The sequence below is a fragment of the Kitasatospora sp. NPDC023120 genome, assembly GCF_055560835.1.
This window is the reverse complement of record NZ_JBVHHY010000013.1, coordinates 1-20095: the sequence shown is the minus strand read 5'-3', so window position 1 is coordinate 20095 and position 20095 is coordinate 1. Positions and strand designations below refer to the sequence as shown.

16 protein-coding genes and 1 rRNA gene are annotated in these 20095 nt (G+C 73.1%); 8 read left to right on the top strand and 9 right to left on the bottom strand.

Annotated elements, in window-relative coordinates; all coding sequences use genetic code 11:
• On the bottom strand, positions 1-2763 hold the full coding sequence (secA, locus tag ACZ3TI_RS20220) for a preprotein translocase subunit SecA (protein WP_465727979.1): 2763 nt from the start codon (positions 2761-2763) through the stop codon (positions 1-3).
• 242 nt (positions 2764-3005) lie between these two features.
• Here secA and ACZ3TI_RS20215 point away from each other — a divergent pair, with 242 nt between their 5' ends.
• Both ACZ3TI_RS20215 and ACZ3TI_RS20210 read left to right on the top strand, forming a co-directional pair.
• Positions 3006-3563: a GNAT family N-acetyltransferase gene (locus tag ACZ3TI_RS20215; RefSeq protein ID WP_465727977.1), complete on the top strand. Its 558-nt coding sequence runs from the start codon at positions 3006-3008 to the stop codon at positions 3561-3563.
• A gap of 101 nt (positions 3564-3664) precedes the next feature.
• On the top strand, positions 3665-4873 hold the full coding sequence (locus ACZ3TI_RS20210; RefSeq protein WP_465727975.1) for a winged helix-turn-helix domain-containing protein: 1209 nt from the start codon (positions 3665-3667) through the stop codon (positions 4871-4873).
• An 11-nt stretch (positions 4874-4884) separates the two neighbouring features.
• Here the strand turns inward: ACZ3TI_RS20210 and ACZ3TI_RS20205 are convergent, their stop codons facing one another.
• Positions 4885-5637, bottom strand: coding sequence for a response regulator (locus ACZ3TI_RS20205; RefSeq protein WP_465727973.1), 753 nt, complete (start codon positions 5635-5637; stop codon positions 4885-4887).
• A 203-nt stretch (positions 5638-5840) separates the two neighbouring features.
• Positions 5841-6533 (bottom strand): ribosome hibernation-promoting factor, HPF/YfiA family, encoded by a 693-nt coding sequence (gene hpf, locus ACZ3TI_RS20200; RefSeq protein WP_465727971.1) that lies wholly within the window; start codon positions 6531-6533, stop codon positions 5841-5843.
• Positions 6534-6904: 371 nt separating this feature from the next.
• Between hpf and ACZ3TI_RS20195 the strand changes: the two genes are divergently transcribed.
• Positions 6905-7639: a ComF family protein gene (locus ACZ3TI_RS20195; protein ID WP_465727969.1), complete on the top strand. Its 735-nt coding sequence runs from the start codon at positions 6905-6907 to the stop codon at positions 7637-7639.
• Positions 7640-7739: 100 nt separating this feature from the next.
• Here ACZ3TI_RS20195 and ACZ3TI_RS20190 read toward each other — a convergent pair whose 3' ends face one another.
• The 3 genes from ACZ3TI_RS20190 to mtrA all read right to left on the bottom strand — a co-directional run bounded on the left by ACZ3TI_RS20190 (position 7740) and on the right by mtrA (position 12397).
• Positions 7740-9632 carry an LpqB family beta-propeller domain-containing protein gene (locus ACZ3TI_RS20190; RefSeq protein WP_465727967.1) on the bottom strand — a complete coding sequence of 631 codons (1893 nt, stop codon included), beginning with the start codon at positions 9630-9632 and terminating at the stop codon, positions 7740-7742.
• Positions 9607-11646, bottom strand: coding sequence for an MtrAB system histidine kinase MtrB (gene mtrB / locus ACZ3TI_RS20185; RefSeq protein ID WP_465727965.1), 2040 nt, complete (start codon positions 11644-11646; stop codon positions 9607-9609). The genes ACZ3TI_RS20190 and mtrB overlap by 26 nt, the downstream gene beginning before the upstream one ends.
• Before the next feature lie 73 nt (positions 11647-11719).
• Positions 11720-12397 carry an MtrAB system response regulator MtrA gene (gene mtrA / locus ACZ3TI_RS20180; protein WP_030061806.1) on the bottom strand — a complete coding sequence of 226 codons (678 nt, stop codon included), beginning with the start codon at positions 12395-12397 and terminating at the stop codon, positions 11720-11722.
• Positions 12398-12684: 287 nt separating this feature from the next.
• Here mtrA and ACZ3TI_RS20175 point away from each other — a divergent pair, with 287 nt between their 5' ends.
• From ACZ3TI_RS20175 to ACZ3TI_RS20155, 5 genes are all read left to right on the top strand, one after another.
• Positions 12685-13854 carry a hypothetical protein gene (locus tag ACZ3TI_RS20175; protein WP_465727963.1) on the top strand — a complete coding sequence of 390 codons (1170 nt, stop codon included), beginning with the start codon at positions 12685-12687 and terminating at the stop codon, positions 13852-13854.
• 5 nt (positions 13855-13859) lie between these two features.
• The gene (locus ACZ3TI_RS20170) at positions 13860-14567 is read left to right on the top strand and encodes a DUF4129 domain-containing protein (RefSeq protein ID WP_465727961.1); all 708 of its coding nucleotides are present in this window, start codon (positions 13860-13862) and stop codon (positions 14565-14567) included.
• Entirely contained in the window at positions 14564-15784 is a 1221-nt protein-coding gene (locus tag ACZ3TI_RS20165) for a DUF4350 domain-containing protein (RefSeq protein WP_465727959.1), read from the top strand. Before ACZ3TI_RS20170 ends, ACZ3TI_RS20165 begins: the two co-directional genes overlap by 4 nt.
• Positions 15781-16794: an AAA family ATPase gene (locus ACZ3TI_RS20160; RefSeq protein ID WP_465727957.1), complete on the top strand. Its 1014-nt coding sequence runs from the start codon at positions 15781-15783 to the stop codon at positions 16792-16794. The genes ACZ3TI_RS20165 and ACZ3TI_RS20160 overlap by 4 nt, the downstream gene beginning before the upstream one ends.
• Positions 16795-16929: 135 nt before the next feature.
• Positions 16930-18240 carry a DUF58 domain-containing protein gene (locus ACZ3TI_RS20155; protein ID WP_465727955.1) on the top strand — a complete coding sequence of 437 codons (1311 nt, stop codon included), beginning with the start codon at positions 16930-16932 and terminating at the stop codon, positions 18238-18240.
• A gap of 25 nt (positions 18241-18265) precedes the next feature.
• On the opposite strand, the gene ACZ3TI_RS20150 is transcribed toward ACZ3TI_RS20155, so the two are convergent.
• From ACZ3TI_RS20150 to rrf, 3 genes are all read right to left on the bottom strand, one after another.
• Positions 18266-19423: an RNA polymerase sigma factor gene (locus tag ACZ3TI_RS20150; protein ID WP_465727953.1), complete on the bottom strand. Its 1158-nt coding sequence runs from the start codon at positions 19421-19423 to the stop codon at positions 18266-18268.
• 8 nt (positions 19424-19431) lie between these two features.
• On the bottom strand, positions 19432-19839 hold the full coding sequence (locus ACZ3TI_RS20145) for a YciI family protein (protein WP_465727951.1): 408 nt from the start codon (positions 19837-19839) through the stop codon (positions 19432-19434).
• Between the two features lie 182 nt (positions 19840-20021).
• Positions 20022-20095: ribosomal RNA gene (gene rrf, locus ACZ3TI_RS20140) — 5S ribosomal RNA — on the bottom strand; the annotation flags it as partial.

The following is a 20095-nucleotide window of genomic DNA, read 5'->3' as shown; positions in this document are numbered from 1 at the left end:
TCAGGCCTTGCGGCGGCGGCCCTTGGCCGACTTGGCGGCCTTGCGGCGCTCGGCGCGGGTCATCCCGTCGCCCTCGTCCTCCGGCGCGAGGTCCTCGAAGTCGCCCTCGACCACACCGCCGCCGATCTCGTCCGAGGGGGCCGTGTAGTGCAGCCGCTGCGGCTTCGGGGCCTCCAGGCCCTTGGCCTTGATCTCCGGGCGGGCGGAGTCCTTCTCCAGCTTGTCGAGCACCACCTGGGCGTCCTCGACCGGGACCTCCTCGACCTGCTGCTCGACCTGGACCTCCAGGTTGAACAGGTAGCCGATGGACTCCTCCTTGATGCCCTCCATCATCGCGGTGAACATGTCGAAGCCCTCGCGCTGGTACTCGACCAGCGGGTCGCGCTGCGCCATGGCCCGCAGGCCGATGCCCTCCTGGAGGTAGTCCATCTCGTAGAGGTGCTCGCGCCAGCGGCGGTCCAGCACCGACAGCACGACCCGGCGCTCCAGCTCGCGCATGATCTCCGCGCCGAGCTGGTCCTCGCGGGCGCCGTACTGCGCCTGGATGTCCTCCTGGATGACCTTGACCAGGAACTCGGGGGTCAGGCCGGCCGAGCCGCCGGCCTCCTCCTCCAGCTCCGCCAGGTCCAGGGTGATCGGGTACAGCTGCTTGAGCGCGGACCAGAGCTTGTCCAGGTCCCAGTCGTCCTCGAAGCCCTCGCCGGTGGCCGCCTTGACGTAGGCCTCGACGGTGTCGTCCATGAAGTGGCCGACCTGCTCCTGCAGGTCCTCGCCCTCCAGGACGCGGCGGCGCTCGCCGTAGATGACCTCGCGCTGGCGGTTGAGCACCTCGTCGTACTTGAGGACGTTCTTGCGGATCTCGAAGTTCTGCTGCTCGACCTGGGTCTGCGCGGAGGCGATCGCGCGGGTGACCATCTTGGACTCGATCGGCACGTCCTCGGGCACGTTGGCCATCGAGAGCACGCGCTCGACCATGCCGGCCTTGAACAGGCGCATCAGGTCGTCGCCCAGCGACAGGTAGAAGCGGGACTCGCCCGGGTCGCCCTGACGGCCGGAGCGGCCGCGGAGCTGGTTGTCGATCCGGCGGGACTCGTGCCGCTCGGTGCCGAGGACGTAGAGGCCGCCGGCCTCCTTGACCTCGTCCTGCTCGGCCTTGACCGAGGCCTTGGCCTTCTCCAGCGCGGCCGGGAAGGCGGCCTCGTACTCGTCCGGGGTGTCCGTCGGGGTGATCCCGCGCTGCGCCAGCTCGGCGGCGGCCAGGTGGTCGGCGTTGCCGCCCAGCATGATGTCGGTGCCGCGGCCGGCCATGTTGGTGGCGACGGTGACGGCGCCCTTGCGGCCGGCCTGCGCGACGATCTGCGCCTCGCGCTCGTGGTGCTTGGCGTTCAGCACCTCGTGCGGGATGCCGCGCTTGCGCAGCTCCTGCGACAGGTACTCGGACTTCTCGACCGACACGGTGCCGACCAGCACCGGCTGGCCCTTCTCGTGCTTCTCGGCGATGTCCTCGACCACGGCGGCGAACTTGGCCGGCTCCGACTTGTAGATCAGGTCGGGCTGGTCGATGCGCAGCGGCGTCTTGTTGGTCGGGATCGGCACCACGCCGAGCTTGTAGATCTGGTGGAACTCGGCGGCCTCGGTGGTGCCGGTACCGGTCATGCCCGCGAGCTTGTCGTACAGGCGGAAGAAGTTCTGCAGGGTGATGGTGGCCAGGGTCTGGTTCTCGTTCTGGACCTCCACCCCCTCCTTGGCCTCGATCGCCTGGTGCATGCCCTCGTTGTAGCGGCGTCCGGCCAGGATGCGGCCGGTGTGCTCGTCGACGATCATGACTTCGCCGTTCATGACGACGTAGTCCTTGTCCGCCTTGTACAGCTCCTTGGCCTTGATGGCGTTGTTCAGGAAGCCGACCAGCGGGGTGTTCACCGACTCGTAGAGGTTGTCGATGCCCAGGTAGTCCTCGACCCGGGTGACGCCCTCCTCCAGGATGCCGACGGTGCGCTTCTTCTCGTCGACCTCGTAGTCGCGGTCGATCTTCAGACGCAGCACCAGCTTGGCGAAGTCGGCGTACCACTTGGTCGCCTGGTCGGCCGGGCCGGAGATGATCAGCGGGGTGCGGGCCTCGTCGATGAGGATCGAGTCGACCTCGTCGACGACCGCGAAGTTGTGGCCGCGCTGGACGAGTTCGTCCTTCGACCAGGCCATGTTGTCGCGCAGGTAGTCGAAGCCGAACTCGTTGTTCGTGCCGTACGTGATGTCCATCGCGTACTGCTGCTTGCGCTCGGCGGGCGTCATGTTGGCCAGGATCACGCCGACTTCGAGGCCGAGGAAGCGGTGCACCCGGCCCATCCACTCCGAGTCGCGCTCGGCGAGGTAGTCGTTGACGGTGATCAGGTGGACGCCCTTGCCGGTGAGCGCGTTCAGGTACGCGGGCAGGGTGCCGACGAGCGTCTTGCCCTCACCGGTGCGCATCTCGGCGACGTACCCGTGGTGCAGGGCCGCGCCGCCCATGAGCTGGACGTCGTAGTGCCGCTGGCCGAGGACGCGCTTGGCGGCCTCGCGGACGGTGGCGAACGCCTCGGGGAGGATGTCGTCCAGGCTCTCGCCGTCCGCGAGCCGCTGCTTGTACTCGTCGGTCAGTGCGCGCAGCTCGGCGTCGGTGAGGTTGACGAAGTCCTCTTCGATGGAGTTGACCTGGGCAGCAATCCGCTGCAGCTTGCGAAGGATCTTGCCTTCGCCTGCGCGCAGGATCTTGTCGAAGACGGACACTTGAGCGGGCTCCTTGCCTGTATTGGCACTGGACGACTGCACGGCGGGTCCACCCCACCGCACGGGCCATCGTATGCGAGGAGTCCAATGCGCCGGGAGGTGCGTCAGCACGGTATTCCCGTGTCACCCGCGCGGGCACATGGCCCGATAGCCCCGCCCACCGGGACAAAACACCCTGCGGGCCGGGGAATCCACCGCATAATCGGATGCCCTCGTTCCCGGTCCGACGGAATAATCCGTACATGGAAGAGCCCCTCACCGCACCGGTCACCCTCACCACCGAGCGCCTCGTCCTGCGCGCCCCGCAGGAGTCCGACATCGACGCCGTCTTCGCCGCCTGCCAGGACGCGGAGATCCAACGCTGGACGGTGGTCCCCTCCCCGTACCGGCGCGAGGACGCGGAGTTCTTCGTGCGCGACCTCGCCACCGACGGCTGGCGCACCGGCGCGAACCGGATCTGGTGCGTGTTCGAGCGCGAGTCCGGCGCGCTGGTCGGCACCCAGGGGCTCGTCCTGCGCGACCACGACCCGCGCTGCGCCGAGATCGGCTGGTGGGCCGTGAAGGAGTTCCGCGGCCGCGGCTACACGGTCGAGGCCGCCCGCGCGGTCTCCCGCTACGGCCTGCGCGCGCTCGGCCTGCGCCGCCTGGAGTGGCAGGCCTACGTCGGCAACGAGGGCTCCCGCGCGGTCGCCGAGAAGGTCGGCTACCGCTTCGAGGGCACCCTGCGCTCGTACGCCGAGCAGCGCGGCGTCTTCCACGACGCCTGGGTGGCCTCGCTGCTGGCCTCCGACCTGGACTGACCGGGCCGCCCCGGCCGGCAGCCCGGAGAGCCGGTCCGGAGAGCCGGTCCGGCGGGCGCAGCCCGGGGCCACTGTCAGTGCCCCGGGCTACGCTCGCCGGCATGACCGCCGCAGCCGCCCACAGCGCCCCCGTCACCGTCCTGAGCGCCGACGAGGCCCGCCGGATCGCCCTGCGCGCGCAGGGACTTCTCGGCGCGCCCGACCGCCGGGCCGGGGTGCGCGGGGTGCTGCGGCACCTGGGCGCCGTCCAGTTGGACACCATCTCGGTGCTCGCCCGCTCGCACGAGTTGGTGCCGTACGCCCGGCTCGGCGCGGTCGGCCGCCCGGCCGTCGAGGCGGCGTACTGGGGCGGGGGCACGAGCTTCGAGTACTGGTCGCACGCGGCCTGCGTGCTGCCGGTCGAGGAGTGGCCGCTGTTCGCCTTCCGGCGCCGCCGCTACCGCAGCCGCGGCGGGCTCTGGGGCCACCAGGTCTCCCCCGAGACGTACCGGCTGGTGCTCGACAAGCTGCGCGCCGAGGGGCCGTTGACCTCCACCGAGCTGGGCGGTGCGAAGAAGACCGCCGAGTGGTGGGACTGGTCCGACACCAAGATCGCGGTCGAGCGGGCGCTGGCCTTCGGCGACGTGGTCTGCACCGAGCGCCGCAGCTGGAAGCGCGTCTACGCACTGGCCGAACAGGCCATCCCGGACGGACTGTTCGGGCAGGAGCGGTCGGACGAGGAGTGCGTGCGCACCTTGGTCGCCCAGGCCGGCGCCGCACTCGGTGTGGCCACCCGGGCCGACCTGCAGGACTACCACCGGCTGCGCGCCGAGGAGTTGGACCGGGCGCTCGCGGACAGCGGACTCGTCCCGGTCGAGGTGGCGGGCTGGGGTCCGGACGGCACCTCCGCCCCGGCCTGGGCCGATCCGTCCGCCCTCGCCACCGCCCCGCGCGGACGCCACCGCACCACGCTGCTCTCGCCGTTCGACTCGCTGATCTGGGACCGCCCGCGCACCGAGCGGATCTTCGGCATGACGCACCGGCTGGAGGCCTACACCCCCAAGCACAAGCGGGTGCACGGCTACTTCGCGATGCCGCTGCTGGCCGGCGGCCGGCTGGTCGGCCGGGTCGACCCGGCCCGCGAGGGCCGCACCCTGGTCGCCCGGCAGGTCTCGCTGACCGGCGACGGGCGCAGCGCCGCCCGGCATGTCGAGTCCCTGGCGGCGGCGCTGCGCGAGGCCGCCGCCTGGGTCGGCTGCGACGGAGTGCGGGTCGAGGCGCTGCACGACGAACGGCTGCGCCCCGCCCTGGAGAAGCTGCTCGCGGACTAGGCCGGCCCGGCTCACCCTATTTCGAGGATCTTCTCCCGCATCGCGTACACCACCGCCTCCATCCTGGAGTGCAGTTGGAGCTTCTCCAGGATGTTGCGCACGTGGTTCTTCACGGTGTTCTCGCTGATGAACAGCTCCTTGGCGATCTCCCGGTTGTTCATCCCGGTCGCCACCAGCTTGAGCACCTCCAACTCCCGGTCGGTGAGCCGGGGTGCGGGCACCAGGTCCCGGTCGTCGGAGCGGCGCTGGATCATCGACTTGAACTCGGTGAGCAGCTTGGAGGCCATCGAAGGGCTGATCTGCGACTGCCCGTCGGCGACCGCCCGGATCGCGGTGGCGACCTCGTCGGTGGAGATCTCCTTGAGCAGGTAGCCGGTGGCCCCCGCCTTGATCGCCTCGTAGAGGTCGGCCTCCTCGTCGCTTATCGTCAACATGATGATCTTGGTGCTGGGCGCCACGTCCTTGATCGCCGTGCAGGCCTCGATCCCGCTGCGGCGCGGCATCCGAACGTCCATCAGGATGATGTCGGGCAGCAGGTCGGCGGCCTTCAGCACGGCCTCGGCGCCGTCCCCCGCCTCGCCGACGACCTTGATGTCCGGTTCCTCCGCGAGCACGATCTCCAGCCCCCGCCGGAACAGCGCGTGGTCGTCCACCACGAGCACACGGATCGGCTCACCCCGGTGCGGCGCGTACGCGGGCTCCTCCTCCGGCTCCAACGGCAGTCCGGGCCCAGCCGCGGGCCCCAGCCCGAAGCGATCCCCCATCCGCTCCTCCCCCTTCGCGGGTCGTCGTGCGCCAATCATTCCACGCCCGGCACCCGCCACGGTCACCCTCCGGCGCCGATTCCCCCGCATCGGGTGACCCTTGCCCCGGGACCCGACCGCGTTCGAACCACCCGGCCCCCGGAACGCCGGTGACCCCGGCGGCCGCGGCCACCGGGGTCACCCCTCCATCACTGCTCGGACGGTCAGTCCTCGTCGTCGGCCTCGCCGATCGCGCCGCCCGCGCCACCGCCCGGCCCGGCCTGCAGGTCGGTCTGCAGGTGGATGACGCCGTAGTGGTAGCCGTGTCGGCGGTAGACGACGCTGGGCAGGCCGCTGTCCTTCTCGACGAAGAGGTAGAAGTCGTGGCCGACCAGCTCCATCTCGTAGAGCGCCTGGTCGAGCGCCATCGGGGCGGCCGGGTGCGTCTTCTCCCGGACCACCAGCGGGCCTTCGCCCTCCACTTCCAGGGATCCCATCATGGTCTTGCGGACGGCTCCGTTCGTCCCGCCCTCCTGCGCCGTCGTGTCGGGCAGCGCGGCCAGGGCCGCGGTCGCCTCGGCGACGCTGATGGGGGTGCGGTTCACGCCGCCCTTGTGCACCCGGCGCCGGTCTGCGGACTTGCGCATTTGCGCGTCGAGCTTCGCCGAAGCCAGGTCGAGCGCCGCGTACGGGTCCCCGGCGGCGGCTTCGGCCCGGATCACCGGCCCACGGGTACGGAGAGTGATCTCCACCCGCTCCGACCGGTCGGCCTGCCGCGGGTTGTGCTCCTTGGACACCTCGACGTCGAGGCTGATCACCTTGCCGTCGAACTTCTGGACCTTCTCCAGCTTCTCGGCCACGTGCTCGCGGAACCTCTTGGGCACCTCGGTCTTGCGGCCCTTGACGACGATGTCCACGCAGAACTCCGATCCCTCGTGCTGACGCCGATCCGGGTGCTACCGGATCGGGCTGAGACCCAGCTGGACCAGCCCATCCACTGCCGGCCCCCCGCCCCCCGCCGCCAGCGGCGGGAAACGACTGGCCCTCACCTCACTTCCTCCCCACCAGGGACGGTTGAAACCCCCTGGAGCCTTATCGAACACCTCACACGGGGTTTTCGCCTCCCCGGGCGGGAAGGAGGGTACGACCCGATACTGCGAGCGGGCGGTCAAGCTGCTGCACCCTGTCTACCCTCCCGCGAGTGAAGTATGGGTAAATACCTGGACAACGACCCCCATACGGCGCATCCTTTGCTCACTCCCCGTGCCTGTCGCCGCCAGGAGCAACCGTGCCGCCGTGCCCCTCCCCCACCCGTCCGCCGTCCGCCCACGGACCGTTCGGCCACGCACTGGCCGGGCTGTTGGACGTCCTGCTCCCCGCGAACTGCGCGGGCTGCGGCACCGAGCGCACTCAGCTCTGCCCGGTCTGCCGGCACGTCCTGGCCACCGCCCGGTCCGGCCCCACCCTGCTGCCCTGGGCGCACGCCGCCGCGCCGTACACCGACCCGGTCCGACAGTTGCTGCTCGCCCACAAGGAGCGCGGTGCGCTGCGGCTGGCCGGACCGCTCGGGGAGGCCCTCGGCCGGGCGGTGCGCTCCGCCCTGGGGTCACGGGCCGGAGCCGCGCCGCTGCTGCTGGTGCCGATGCCGTCGGCGCGCGCGGCCGTCCGCGCCCGCGGACACGACCCGACGCTGCGGCTGGCCGGGGCCGCCGCCCGCTCGCTGCGCCGGGCCGGCCTGGACGCCCGGGCCGCGTCACTGCTGCGGCACGCGCGTCCGGTCGCCGACCAGACCGGGCTGAACGCGGCGGAGCGGCGCCGCAACCTGCACGGCGCGCTCACCGTACTGCCGCGCGCCCGGGCGGGCCTGGCGGGCCGTCACCCCGTCCTGGTGGACGACCTGGTGACCACCGGGGCCAGCCTCGCCGAGGCCGCCCGGGCGCTGGCCGACGCCGGCCTGCCGGTCCGGGCCGGCGCCACCGTCGCGGCCACCGTCTCGCCCGCCGCCGCACGCCCCGCGGGCTGACCACCGCTGTCGGCACCTCAGCCCGCCCGGACGCGGCGTCAACCCGGGCGGGCTTCAGCCCTCGCAGCGTCAGCCCTCGTAGCGTCAGCCCGCGCAGCCGTCAGCCCGCGTAGAAGAACGACCGGGGCTTGTCGATCAGCGGGGCCTCCCGCCACTGGTTGTTGACCAGCCGGTAGGCCTTGACCTCGCTCGGCTTGCCGTCCGGCTGCTTGACCTCCGCCATCGCGAGCACCGGCGGCGCCTGGGTCAGGCTGTCGCCCCGGGACTCCGAGGCCGCGACGGTCATCATGCTCTCGGCGCTCTGCAGCTGGATGTCCGTGCTCTGCGAGCCGTCGGTGCTGATGAAGTAGAGCTGCTGGGTCCGGTCGGCCTCCTTGCCGAGCACCAGCAGTTGGTCGGCGTCCGCCCAGGACACCGAGGCCACGTCGGTGAGCGTGGGGACGGCCCGGCGCAGCCCGGTGATCTTCACGGTCGGCGCCTGCGGGGTGCCGCCGTGCACCACCAGCCCGAACATCAGCGAGCGGATCGCGACGCCCGGGGTCTTGACCACCAGGGCGACCCGGACGCCGTCCGAGGAGATCTTCACCGCCTGCACGGTCTGCCCGGTCAGCCCCTCGACCGGCACGGTGTACGGCTTGTTGCCGCGCACCATCACCACCCGCTGCCCCTGCTGGTTGCGGTCCACCACCCAGAGGTCGCCGCGGCCGTCCCAGCTGGGCGAGGCGAAGCCGTCCTCCTTGTCGCCGGACTTCGCCGACGAGCTGAGCACCGGCTCGCCCAGGTTCACCGCGTTGTCGGTCAGCTGCACCGAGTAGACCTGGTGGCCGTCCTCGCTGATCGCGGCGGCCTGGGCGCCGCCTCGGCCGACCGCGATGGCACCGAGCGGCGGCTTGGTGTTCGACTGCGGCTTGCCGAGGATGCCGCGGACCGGCTCGCCGGGGCCCCCCTCGTTGGTCGCCACCAGGGTGCCGTCGGCGCGCTGGTAGTACTGCGTCGCGGCCGTCGGCCCGGCCAGGGCTCCGGGGCCGGTGGCCGGCACGTCGGTGCGGCTGGCGGTACAGGAGCCGCGCCGCCCCTTCAGCTCCAGCCGCTCGACCTGGCCCTTGCCCTGGTCGGCGAGGGTGTAGAAGAGCTGGGTCGCCATCCGCCGACAGGCCATCGGCTCGCCGAGGTCGGCCGCGCCGAGCTGCACATGGGCGACCCGGTTGTCGTCGATGGTCACCCGGTCGACCTTGACGCCGCCCGGGAAGGCCGTCCGGACCACCGGCGAGAGCCAGGTCGAGGGCCCGTCGGCGACCGCTTGGGCGGCCGAGGTCAGCGGGTCTATCCGGCGCCGCAGGTAGATCGGGTCGGCGACCAGCACCTCCTGGCCGACGTTCCCGGAGGCCACCGCGGACGGGTCCGGCGCGGTGTAGAAGAACCGCTCGACCTGCCGGAAGCTGTTCCGGAAGTTGGTCTCGTTCATGATCACGCCGGGCGGCAGCTTGTCGATCCGCCACTCGCCGTCCTTCTCCCGGACGAAGGTGAACTCGGACGAGACGTTGTTGTTCTGCCCGGCCACCGGCACGTACGAGTGCCTCTCGTCGACGCCGGCGACCAGCTGCCCGCTCACCGTCACCGAGGCCTGGGTGTCCGCGTCGGTGACGTCCTGACCGCTCGGGATGCTCGTGGACGAGAGCACCTGTATGCCGGCCTCCGGCTTCCAGGCCGCGGCGGCGCTCTCGGTGAGGTACTTGCGCGCGGTCTCGTACCCCTCGTCGGCGGTCACCGCGTCCAGGAACCCGGTCATCAGCTCGTTCGGCTTGGCGCCCTTGCCGGGCGCCACCGGGTAGACCCTGGCCTGCAGGTTCTTGTCCGCCGAGCCCTGGGACAGCCCCACCTTGGTGATGCCGCCGGAGTCCGGCATGGCGGCGCAGCCGCTCGCCGCCAGGGCGAGCAGCGCGCCGGTCACCGCGAGGAGCCGCGGCTCAGTCCTCTTGCTCGTACCTCGCACGCTGCGACCCCTCCACGTCCGTCCCACCCGTCACGTCCGGCTCCGCCGTCCGCTGCGCCACCGACGGCCGTCCGGGCGTCGGGTCCACCATGACCTGGGCACCGGTCGCACCGTAACCGGCCCCTGCCGTCCGCACGTCGGACGGGTCCGCGCGCGGGCCCTCGGGCAGTCGGCGCTGACCGAGGCCGGGGCCGATGTTCAGCACCCCGCCGAGTCCGCTGCCGAAGCCGCCGCCCATGCCGTCCGGCGCCTCCGTCGGCTCCTCGGCGACGGCCATCGCCGTCGAGCCGGCCGGGCTGATCGCCCGCCGGTACGGCGTCCCGTACGTGCCCAGGCCCCGGTTGTTGCGGGAGTCCTCCGGCTCCAGCCGGAACGGCGCCCGGGAGATCTCGCCGCCGCGGGTGCGCGGCAGGGTGAGCCGGAAGTGCGAGCCGCCGCCGGGCTCGCCCCAGGCCTGGAGCCAGCCGCCGTGCAGGTGGGCGTCCTCGACCGCGATGGACAGCCCGAGGCCGGTGCCGCCGGTGGTCCGCACCCGGGACGGATCGGCCCGCCAGAAGCGGTGGAACACCCGGGACGCCTCGCCCGGCTTGAGGCCGATGCCGTAGTCGCGCACGCCGACGGCGACCGCGCCGTCCGCCGAGCCCAGCCGGACCACCACGTCGCGGCCCTCGCCGTGCTCCAGCGCGTTGACCACCAGGTTGCGCAGGATGCGCTCGATCCGGCGGGAGTCCACCTCGGCCAGCACCGGCTCGCCGTCGCCGCGGATCACCACGGCGCTGCCCTTGGCCTCGGCCAGCGGTTCGGCGGCCTCGACCACGCGGCCGACGATCTCCCGCAGGTCGACCGGCTCGGCGTCCAGGATCGCAGCGCCGGCGTCGAAGCGGCTGATCTCCAGCAGGTCGGCGAGCAGCGACTCGAAGCGGTCCAGCTGGCCCTGCAGCAGCTCCGCCGAGCGGGCCGCCATCGGGTCCAGGTCCTCGCGGCTGTCGTAGATGAGGTCGGCGGCCATCCGGACCGTGGTCAGCGGGGTGCGCAGCTCGTGCGAGACGTCCGAGACGAAGCGCCGCTGCACCCGGGACAGCTCCTCCAGCTGGCGGATCTGCGCCTGCAGGGCGTTGGCCATGCGGTTGAACGACTCCCCGAGGCGGGCGATGTCGTCCGTCCCGGTCACCTTCATCCGCTCTTCCAGGTGCCCGTCGGCGAGCCGCTCGGAGATCCCTGCGGCCATCCGGACCGGGGTGACCACCTGGCGCACCACGACCCAGGCGATGCCGCCCATCAGGATCACCACGAACACGCCGGCGGTCGCCAGAGTGCCGGTGACCAGGTTGAGGGTGTCGGTCTCCTGGCCGAAGGAGAACACGTAGAACATCTGGTAGCTGTTGCCGTTCACGGCCGGGCCGCTGAACTGCATGCCGAGGGCCAGCCCGGGCTCGGACTTCCCGCCGCTCTCGGGCGAGCGGTGGATCCGGGTCGGCTGGTCGAACATCTGGCCGGGCTCGGCGACGAGCTTGGCGCGCAGGGTGTCCGGGATGCTGCTGGGCTGGATGTCGCCCGAGTAGCGCGGCGCGAAGCCGGCGGCGTCCGGGACGACGGCGCCGGTGCCGGGGGACATCGCGATCACCGAGTAGACGGTCTGACCGCTCCCGGCCAGGTCGTTGACCTGCCGCAGCAGCCAGGTGCCGGTCTCGTCGACGGTCGGGTCGGCAGTGCCCCGCAGCTTCTGGTCCCGGGCCTCGTCGATCTTCTTCTGCTCGACCTGGAAGCCGATCCTGGCCTGCGCCCGGGCGGCGTCCATCTTGGTGTCGAGCAGGCCGGTGCGCACCTGCGCCACCACAACCACGCCCAGCACCAGGACCACCGCGATGGACGCCAGCAGGGACACCGCGACCACGCGCAGCTGGATCGACCGCCGGTACAGCGCGGTGACCCGGTGGGTGGGACGGCGCAGCTGACGCTTCACCAGTCCGAGCACGCCGACCAGGCCGCGTCGGCGGCGGGTGGTCGAACTCAAGACGTCCCCGCGCACGGCCCCGGCCCCGTCGGTCGCGGTACCCGACGGGGTCTCGTCAGCCCGGTCCGTCACGTCAGCTGGGTCCGGCCTTGTAGCCGACGCCGCGGACGGTCACCACGATCTCGGGGCGCTCCGGGTCCTTCTCGATCTTGGAACGCAGGCGCTGCACGTGGACGTTGACCAGGCGGGTGTCCGCCGCGTGGCGGTAGCCCCAGACCTGCTCCAGCAGCACCTCGCGGGTGAACACCTGCCAGGGCTTGCGAGCCAGCGCGACCAGGAGGTCGAACTCCAGCGGGGTCAGCGGGATGCCCCGGCCGTCCCGCTTCACCGAGTGTCCGGCCACGTCGATCACCAGGTCGCCGATGGTCAGCTGCTCGGGCGTCGGCTCCTCGGCGCGGCGCAGCCGGGCGCGCACCCGGGCCACCAGCTCCTTGGGCTTGAACGGCTTGGTGACGTAGTCGTCGGCACCCGACTCCAAGCCCACCACGACGTCGACCGTGTCGGTCTTCGCGGTCAGCATGACGATCGGGATGCCGGATTCCGCCCGGATCTGCCGGCACACATCGATGCCGTCCCGGCCGGGCAGCATCAGGTCGAGCAGCACCAGGTCGGGCTTGGTCTCCCGGAACGCGGCTAGCGCCTTGTCCCCATCCGCGACGAAAAACGGCTCAAAACCCTCACCACGCAACACGATGCCGAGCATCTCGGCCAGTGCGGAGTCGTCATCAACGACGAGGACGCGTCCCTTCATGGGTCCATCTTCTCATTACCGGATTGTGACCTGCCGCACAGCAGTGCCAATGCTCCAGAACGGCCAACTCCTGCGCCGCCGAATTCCGGCCATAACGGGCGAATGACCCCGGTCGGAGCGCCACCCAACCGTCCGCGGCCCGCCGCCCGCCCCGCGGCGGCCGCCCGTTGCCGATCAGCAACCGGATCCCCATGGGGCCTCCTGCGGCCCCATGGCACGATGGGCGCTGCGCGCGGGCGGAAGATCCGTCCGGAGCCGCGCCCACGACGCCCCTCCGAGGAGCAGTGATGACCGACACCCCGGGCTGGGCCTCGCCCGGCTCGTCCGAGCCGTCCCGCGACGGCGCCCGGCCCCCGGCCGACGCGCCCGCCGCCGTGCCCGGGCCGTCGGCACCACCTCAGGCCACCCCCGACTGGAACGGCCAGTACGGCCCGCACGGCCGGCCGCAGTGGGGGCAGCAGCCCCCCGGCCGCCCCCCGTACGGCTGGAACGCGCCGCAGAGCCCCAAGCCGGGCGTCATCCCGCTGCGCCCGCTCGCCCTCGGCGAGCTGCTCGACGGCGCCGTCAGCACCGTCCGCCGACAGTGGCGGACGGTACTCGCCCTCTCGCTCGGCATGGCCGTGATCGCCCAGGGCGGGACGGTCGTGGTGGACCTCCTGGTCAAGGGCAAGACCGGCGCCGCCACCCAGACCCTGCGACTGCTGGCCGCCCTGCCACTGCAGCTGCTGCTCGACGTGCTCGCCGCCGCGCTGCTCACCATCGTGGTGAGCCGCGCCGTCCTCGGCCGCACCGCCACCGCCGGGGAGGCCTGGCGCGACGCCCGTCCGCGGCTCCTGCAGCTGTTCGGGGTCACCCTGCTCACCGTCCTGATGGGCCCCGGGGTGGTGCTGCTCGGCTTCGCGCCGCTGATCGGTTACGGCGCCGACGGCTCCAACGAGCCCACCACCGTCGGGCTGCTCTTCCTGATCGGCCTGCTGGCCCTGCCGGTCGCCGCCTGGCTGTGGATCCGCTACAGCCTCGCCGCCCCCGCGCTGATGCTGGAGAAGCAGGGCGTGGCCACGGCGCTGTCGCGCTCGCGGCGCCTGGTCCGCGGCTCCTGGTGGCGGGTCTTCTGGATCATCCTGGTGAGCAAGCTGCTGTCGCTGGTCGTCGCGGTCGTCATCGCCGTCCCGTTCCGCTTCCTCGGCGTGCTGCTGGGCTTCGACAGCCTCGACAGCCCTGGCCTGACCACCGCGACCCAGCAGAGCGCCGGGATGGTCGCCGTCATGGCGGTCGCCGGGATCATCGCCGGCACCCTCACCACCCCCTTCATGGCCGCCGTCGGCGTGCTGGTCTACATCGACCAGCGGATCCGCCGCGAGGCACTGGACATCGAACTCGCCCGCGCCGCCGGCCTGCCCGAGTACGGCGGCACCGGCTGGGGCGAGCAGACCGGCCCGACCCCGGCGAGGCGCTGAACCGGATGCCTAGTTGGGGGGACAGGCTTCTCGCCGCGGGCGGCGCCCCGGTCACCGTCCCGCGCGATCCCGCGCGCGACGCCGCCCGGGACGAGCTGCTCAACGCCGAGTACCACAAGCACGACCCGTCGATCCTGCAGCGGGCCATGGACTGGTTCTGGGACCACGTCTCGGGCGCGCTCGGCAGCATCTCCGGCGACGGCACCAGCGGCACCACCGGCCTGGTGCTCTTCCTGGTCGTCGCGCTGCTGATCGGCGCCGCCCTCTGGTGGCGCCTCGGCGCGCCCCGCCGTGCCGCCCGCACCACCCTGGACGTGTACGGCGTCGAGGGCCCGCGCAGCGCCGCGCAGTACCGGACCGACGCCGCCGAGCACGCCGCCGCCGGGCGCTGGGCCGAGGCCGTCCGCGAACAGATGCGTGCCCTGGTGCGCGGCCTGGAGGAGCGCACCCTGCTCGACACCCGCCCCGGCCGCACCGCCGACGAGGCCGCCGCCGAGGCCGGCCGGGCGCTGCCCGAGCACGCCGCCGCGCTGTCCGCGGCCGCCCGTACCTTCGACGACATCGCGTACGGCGAGCGCACCGCCGACCAGGCCGCGTACCGGCTGCTGCACGAGCTCGACCGGTCGCTGGAGCGCGCCCGGCCGGTCCTCGCACCGGCCCCGGCCGACCCCTCCACCCCGACCCCGACCCCGGCCCCGGGAGGAACGGCATGACCGCCACCGCCCCCGCGCCGCCGCCCGTGGCCGAGGCCCCCTCCGGCGCCGCCCCGACCAGCCTCGCCCCCACCCCGCGCGGCCTGTGGCGCCGGGCCCGCTGGTACCTGGCTTTCCTCCTCGCCCTGCTGGTCGGCACCCTCGCAGTGACCGCCCTCGGCCAGGACCACCGCTACCCGCCGCTCGACCCCCGCTCGTACGACCGCGACGGCGCCCACGCCGTCGTCGCCCTGCTCCAACAGCAGGGCCTCAAGGCCGAGTTCACCACCGACCCGACCGGCAGCCCGACCGGCCCCGACACCCTCGTGCTCCCCGAGCCCGACCTGCTCTCTCCCACCGAACTGCGCGCCGTCGCCGGCGCCCGGCACCGGCGGCTGGTCCTGATCGCCCCGGGCCCGACCGCCCTCACCACCCTCGCCCCCGGCATCCGGCTGTCCGAGGAGGACGGCGGCCTCCCGTACGCCTCCGTCCGCAGCACCGACCCGGACTGCCCGCTCGCCGAGGCCACCCGGGCCGGCAGCGCCCACCTGGGCGGCAGGCTCTACACCAGCGGCAGCCGCGGCCAGGGGTGCTACCCGCGCGGCCACGGCTACCCGCTGGTCAGCACCCCGGTCGACGGCGGCGAGGTCGTCGTGCTCGGCAGCGGCACCTTCCTGCAGAACGAGCAGCTCCCCAAGGACGGCGACGCCTCCCTCGCCCTCGGCCTGCTCGGCTCGCAGCCCCGCCTCACCTGGCACCTGCCCGACTACTCCGCCCCGCTCGTCGACGGCGGCGGGCGCAAGACCTTCGCCGACTACATCCCGAACGGCTGGCACTGGGCCTACTACCAGCTGGTCGTCGCCGCCGTGCTCGCCGCCCTGTGGCGCGGCCGCCGACTCGGCCAGGTGGTCAGCGAGGACCTGCCCGTGGTGGTCCGCGCCTCAGAGACCACCGAGGGACGCGCCCGCCTCTACCGGCGCGCCAAGGCCCGCGGCCGCGCCGCCGAGGCCCTGCGCCGGGCCGCCACGCACCGCCTCGCCCCGCCCCTGGGCGTCCCGCTCCGGGCAGGCGCACCCGACCCCGAAACGCTCTGCGCGGCCGTGGCCGACCGCCTCCCCCACCGGCCCGCCGGGGACGTCCGGGCCCTGCTGTACGGCCCGCCCCCCACCGACGACGCCGCACTGCTGCGGCTCGCCGACGACCTCGACACCCTCGAAAGGCAGGTACGGAACCCGTGACCGACCAGGCAACCGCCCAGCTCCGCACCGTTCCCGGCACGGCGACCGCTACCCCCGGCAGCATCGACCCGCGGGCGGCGCTGACCGCCCTGCGCGCCGAGATCGGCAAGGCCGTGGTCGGCCAGGACGCCGCCGTCACCGGGCTGGTGGTCGCGCTCCTCTGCGGCGGCCACGTGCTGCTGGAGGGCGTCCCCGGCGTCGCCAAGACCCTGCTGATCCGCACCCTGTCCACCGCGCTCAGCCTGGAGACCAAGCGCATCCAGTTCACCCCGGACCTGATGCCCGGCGACGTCACCGGCTCGCTCGTCTACGACGCCCGCACCGCCGAGTTCTCCTTCCAGCCCGGCCCGGTCTTCACCAACCTGCTGCTCGCCGACGAGATCAACCGCACCCCGCCGAAGACCCAGGCCGCCCTGCTGGAGGCCATGGAGGAGCGCCAGGTCACCGTGGACGGCGAGCCGCGCGCCCTGCCGGTGCCGTTCCTGGTCGCCGCGACGCAGAACCCGGTCGAGTACGAGGGCACGTACCCGCTGCCCGAAGCCCAGCTGGACCGCTTCCTGCTCAAGCTGATCCTGCCGCTGCCCGACCGCGACCAGGAGTTCCAGGTCCTCTCCCGGCACGCCGCAGGCTTCGACCCCCGCGACCTCGCCGCGGCCGGCGTCCGCCCGGTCGCCGGGCCCGAGCACCTCGCCGCCGCCCGCGAGCAGATCGCCAGGCTGACCATCGCCCCCGAGGTCCTCGCCTACATCGTCGACCTCTGCCGGGCCACCCGGCAGTCCCCGTCGCTGTCCATCGGCGTCTCCCCGCGCGGCGCCACCGCCCTGCTCGCCGCCTCGCGCGCCTGGGCCTGGCTGGCCGGCCGCGACTACGTCACCCCGGACGACGTCAAGGCGCTCGCCCTGCCCACCCTGCGGCACCGGGTCGCGCTGCGCGCGGAGGCCGAGATGGAGGGCGTCACCGCCGACTCCGTCATCCAGGCCGTCCTCGCCCAGACGCCGGCCCCCCGCTGACCCGCCCGGTCCGTCCGGTCCGTCCGGTCACCCGACCTGCCTGATCCACCTGATCCGCCTGATCCGCCGCCCGCTTCCCGTCGTCCGTTCCCCTCGCGGGCATCCGGACGACGGGACTCCGAAGGAGCGCACCGCATGGCCCTCACCGGGCGAACCGCCCTGCTCGCCGCACTCGGCGCGCTCGTCGTGGGCCTGCTGATGCCGTCGGCCGCCGGGATCTGGCTGGTCACCGGCACGGTCCTGCTCGCCGTCGTGGTCGACCTGGTCCTCGCCGCCCCCGTCCGCGGCCTGCGGTTCGGGCGGGGCGGCGACACCACCGTCCGGCTCGGTGAGCCCGCGTCGGTCGAACTGACCCTCACCAACCCCTCCGGGCGCCCCCTCCGAGCCCTGGTCCGCGATGCCTGGGCCCCGTCCGCCTGGCGCCCCGGCACCGCCGAGACCGCCTCCCGGCACGCCCTGACCGTCCCGGGCGGCGAACGGCGCCGGACCGTCACCCTCCTCACCCCGACCCGCCGCGGCGACCACCGCGCCCACCGGGTGACGGTCCGCTCATTCGGGCCGCTCGGCCTCGCAGCCCGCCAGGGCTCGCACCTCGTCCCCTGGACGGTCCGCGCGCTCCCCCCGTTCGCCAGCCGCAAGCACCTGCCCTCCCGGCTCGCCCGGCTGCGCGAACTCGACGGCCGCACCTCGGTGTTGACCCGCGGCCAGGGCACCGAGTTCGACTCCCTGCGCGAGTACCTGCCCGGCGACGACGTCCGCTCCATCGACTGGCGCGCCAGCGCCCGCCGCACCACCGTCGCCGTCCGCACCTGGCGCCCCGAACGCGACCGGCACATCCTCGTCGTCCTCGACACCGGCCGCACCTCGGCCGGCCGCGTCGGCGACGCCCCCCGCCTGGACGCCGCCCTCGACGCCGCCCTGCTGCTGACCGCGCTCGCCACCCGCGCCGGCGATCGCGTCGACCTGCTCGCCCACGACCTGCACAAGCGCGTCGCCGTGGCCGGGTGCTCCGCCCACGAGGTCCTGCCCGCGTTCACCAACGCTATGGCCGACCTGGAGCCCGCGCTGCAGGAGACCGACATGCGCTCGCTGGTCTCCACGGCCCTCAAGATGGCACCGCACCGCTCGCTGATCGTCCTGCTCACCGGCCTCGACGCGGCACCCGTCGAGGACGGCCTGCGCCCGCTGCTGCCACTGCTCACCAAGCGCCACGAGGTCGTCCTCGCCTCCGTCGCCGACCCCCAGTTGGACGTCCTCGCCGCCGGCCGCGGCACCGTCGAGGCCGTCTACGGCGCCGCGGCCGCCGAGCAGACCCGCGCGGACCGCCGCGCCACCGCCGACCGCCTCACCCGGCACGGCGTCACCGTCCTCGACGCGCCGCCCACGCAGATCGCCCCCGCCCTGGCCGACACCTACCTGGCACTGAAGGCCGCCGGACGGCTCTGAGCCCCTTGAGCCCCCGGCGCCTCTCTCAGCGGGGTCTGCGGGCCTTCGACTCCGCGTTGAGCCGGGCCGCCTGACGGGTCAGATGGTCGCGCTCGGCGAGGTTGGACGCCTTCTGCGCCGCCTCGACGTACAGCCGTGCCGCCGTCTCCCGGTCTCCGGCGCGCTCGTGCAGGTACGCCGCCGCGGCGTCGTACCGGGGCAACGAGTCGTCCAGCTCGGCGAGCGCCGCCAGCCCGGCGCGCGCCCCGTCCGCCTCCCCGACCGCCACCGCCCGGTTGAGCCGGACCACCGGGCTGTCCGTCAGCCGCACCAGCTCGTCGTACCACTCGACGATCTGCACCCAGTCGGTCTCCGCGGCGGTGGGCGCGTCGGCATGCAGCGCCGCGACGGCGGCCTGGGCCTGGAACTCGCCCAGCCGGTCCCGGGCCAGAGCCGCCTGCAGGATCTCGACCCCCTCGGCGATCAGCCCGGTGTCCCACCTGCCGCGGTCCTGCTCGGCCAGCGGCACCAGGCTGCCGTCGGGCGCGGTCCGGCCCGCCCGACGGGCGTGGTGCAACAGCATCAGGGCCAGTAGCCCCGCCACCTCGGGGTGGTCGATCGTCGCCGAGAGCTGCCGGGTGAGCCGAATGGCCTCGGCGGCGAGGTCGACCTCCCCGGAGTAGCCCTCGTTGAACACCAGGTAGAGGACGCGCAGGACGGTGGAGACGTCACCGGGCCGGTCGAACCGCACACCGGAGACGGTCCGCTTGGCCCGGCTGATGCGCTGAGCCATCGTCGCCTCGGGCACCAGGTACGCCCGGGCGATCTGGCGGGTGGTCAGACCGCCCACGGCCCGCAGCGTGAGCGCGACCGCCGACGAGGGCGTCAACGACGGGTGGGCGCACAGGAAGTAGAGCCGCAGCGTGTCGTCCGCCTCGGCCGCGGGCCCCGGCTCCGGCTCCTGGTCGACCAGGTCCTCCCGCCGACGGCGAGCCGTGTCCGACCGGGCCGCGTCGAGGAACTTGCGCCACGCCACGGTGACCAGCCAGCCCTTCGGATCCCGCGGCTGATCGGCCGGCCAGACCCGAACCGCCTCGACCAGGGCGTCCTGCACGGCATCCTCGGCCGCCGCGAAATCGGCTCCGCGGCGGACGAGGATCCCGAGCACGCCCGGAGTGAGGTTCCGCAGCAGTGCCTCGTCCATCGGGCAGGTCACTCCGTGATGGTGGGCGGCTCGGTCAGGAACGGACGCAGCTCCAGCCACTCGTGGATCGGCTCCCCGCCCGCCCCGGGCGCGGCCGACAGCTCCCCGGCCAGCTGCAGGGCGCGCTCGTAGCTGTCGACGTCGATCACCATCCAGCCGGCGATCAGGTCCTTGGTCTCGGCGAACGGACCATCGGTGACCGGCGGCCGGCCCTCACCGTCGTACCGCACCCACGTCCCCTCGGGGGCGAGCGCCTGACCGTCGACGAACTCGCCGCTCTTCTCCAGCCGAGCCGCGAAGTCCTGCATGTACCGGATGTGCGCGGAGATCTCCTCGGGCTTCCACTGGTCCATCGGCACGTCGTTCACCGCAGCCGGGGCGCCTCGGTAGTGCTTGAGCAGCAGATACTTGGCCATCGTGCTTCTCCTTCGGTGCTGATGCGACCCATTGTGGCCGCGTTCACCCCGGGGACGGAGCCGACCACGCGTTCTCGACACCGCCGGCCAAGATCTTTTCGTGTCCTCTGCGGACGCGCTGCGGGCCCGGAAATGCGAAGAACCCCCATCCGGAAACCGGATGGGGGTTCTTCTGAAGAATTGTTCGGCGGCGTCCTACTCTCCCACAGGGTCCCCCCTGCAGTACCATCGGCGCTGTGAGGCTTAGCTTCCGGGT

What these genes read in the sequence shown, in the direction of transcription:
- ACZ3TI_RS20150 (WP_465727953.1), bottom strand. Translation starts at nt 19,423, where the DNA reads ATGGACGAGGCACTGCTGCGGAACCTCACTCCGGGCGTGCTCGGGATC.
- ACZ3TI_RS20175 (WP_465727963.1), top strand. Translation starts at nt 12,685, where the DNA reads ATGACCGACACCCCGGGCTGGGCCTCGCCCGGCTCGTCCGAGCCGTCC.
- ACZ3TI_RS20165 (WP_465727959.1), top strand. Translation starts at nt 14,564, where the DNA reads ATGACCGCCACCGCCCCCGCGCCGCCGCCCGTGGCCGAGGCCCCCTCC.
- ACZ3TI_RS20145 (WP_465727951.1), bottom strand. Translation starts at nt 19,839, where the DNA reads ATGGCCAAGTATCTGCTGCTCAAGCACTACCGAGGCGCCCCGGCTGCG.
- ACZ3TI_RS20215 (WP_465727977.1), top strand. Translation starts at nt 3,006, where the DNA reads ATGGAAGAGCCCCTCACCGCACCGGTCACCCTCACCACCGAGCGCCTC.
- mtrA (WP_030061806.1), bottom strand. Translation starts at nt 12,397, where the DNA reads ATGAAGGGACGCGTCCTCGTCGTTGATGACGACTCCGCACTGGCCGAG.
- ACZ3TI_RS20210 (WP_465727975.1), top strand. Translation starts at nt 3,665, where the DNA reads ATGACCGCCGCAGCCGCCCACAGCGCCCCCGTCACCGTCCTGAGCGCC.
- ACZ3TI_RS20155 (WP_465727955.1), top strand. Translation starts at nt 16,930, where the DNA reads ATGGCCCTCACCGGGCGAACCGCCCTGCTCGCCGCACTCGGCGCGCTC.
- ACZ3TI_RS20170 (WP_465727961.1), top strand. Translation starts at nt 13,860, where the DNA reads ATGCCTAGTTGGGGGGACAGGCTTCTCGCCGCGGGCGGCGCCCCGGTC.
- ACZ3TI_RS20205 (WP_465727973.1), bottom strand. Translation starts at nt 5,637, where the DNA reads ATGGGGGATCGCTTCGGGCTGGGGCCCGCGGCTGGGCCCGGACTGCCG.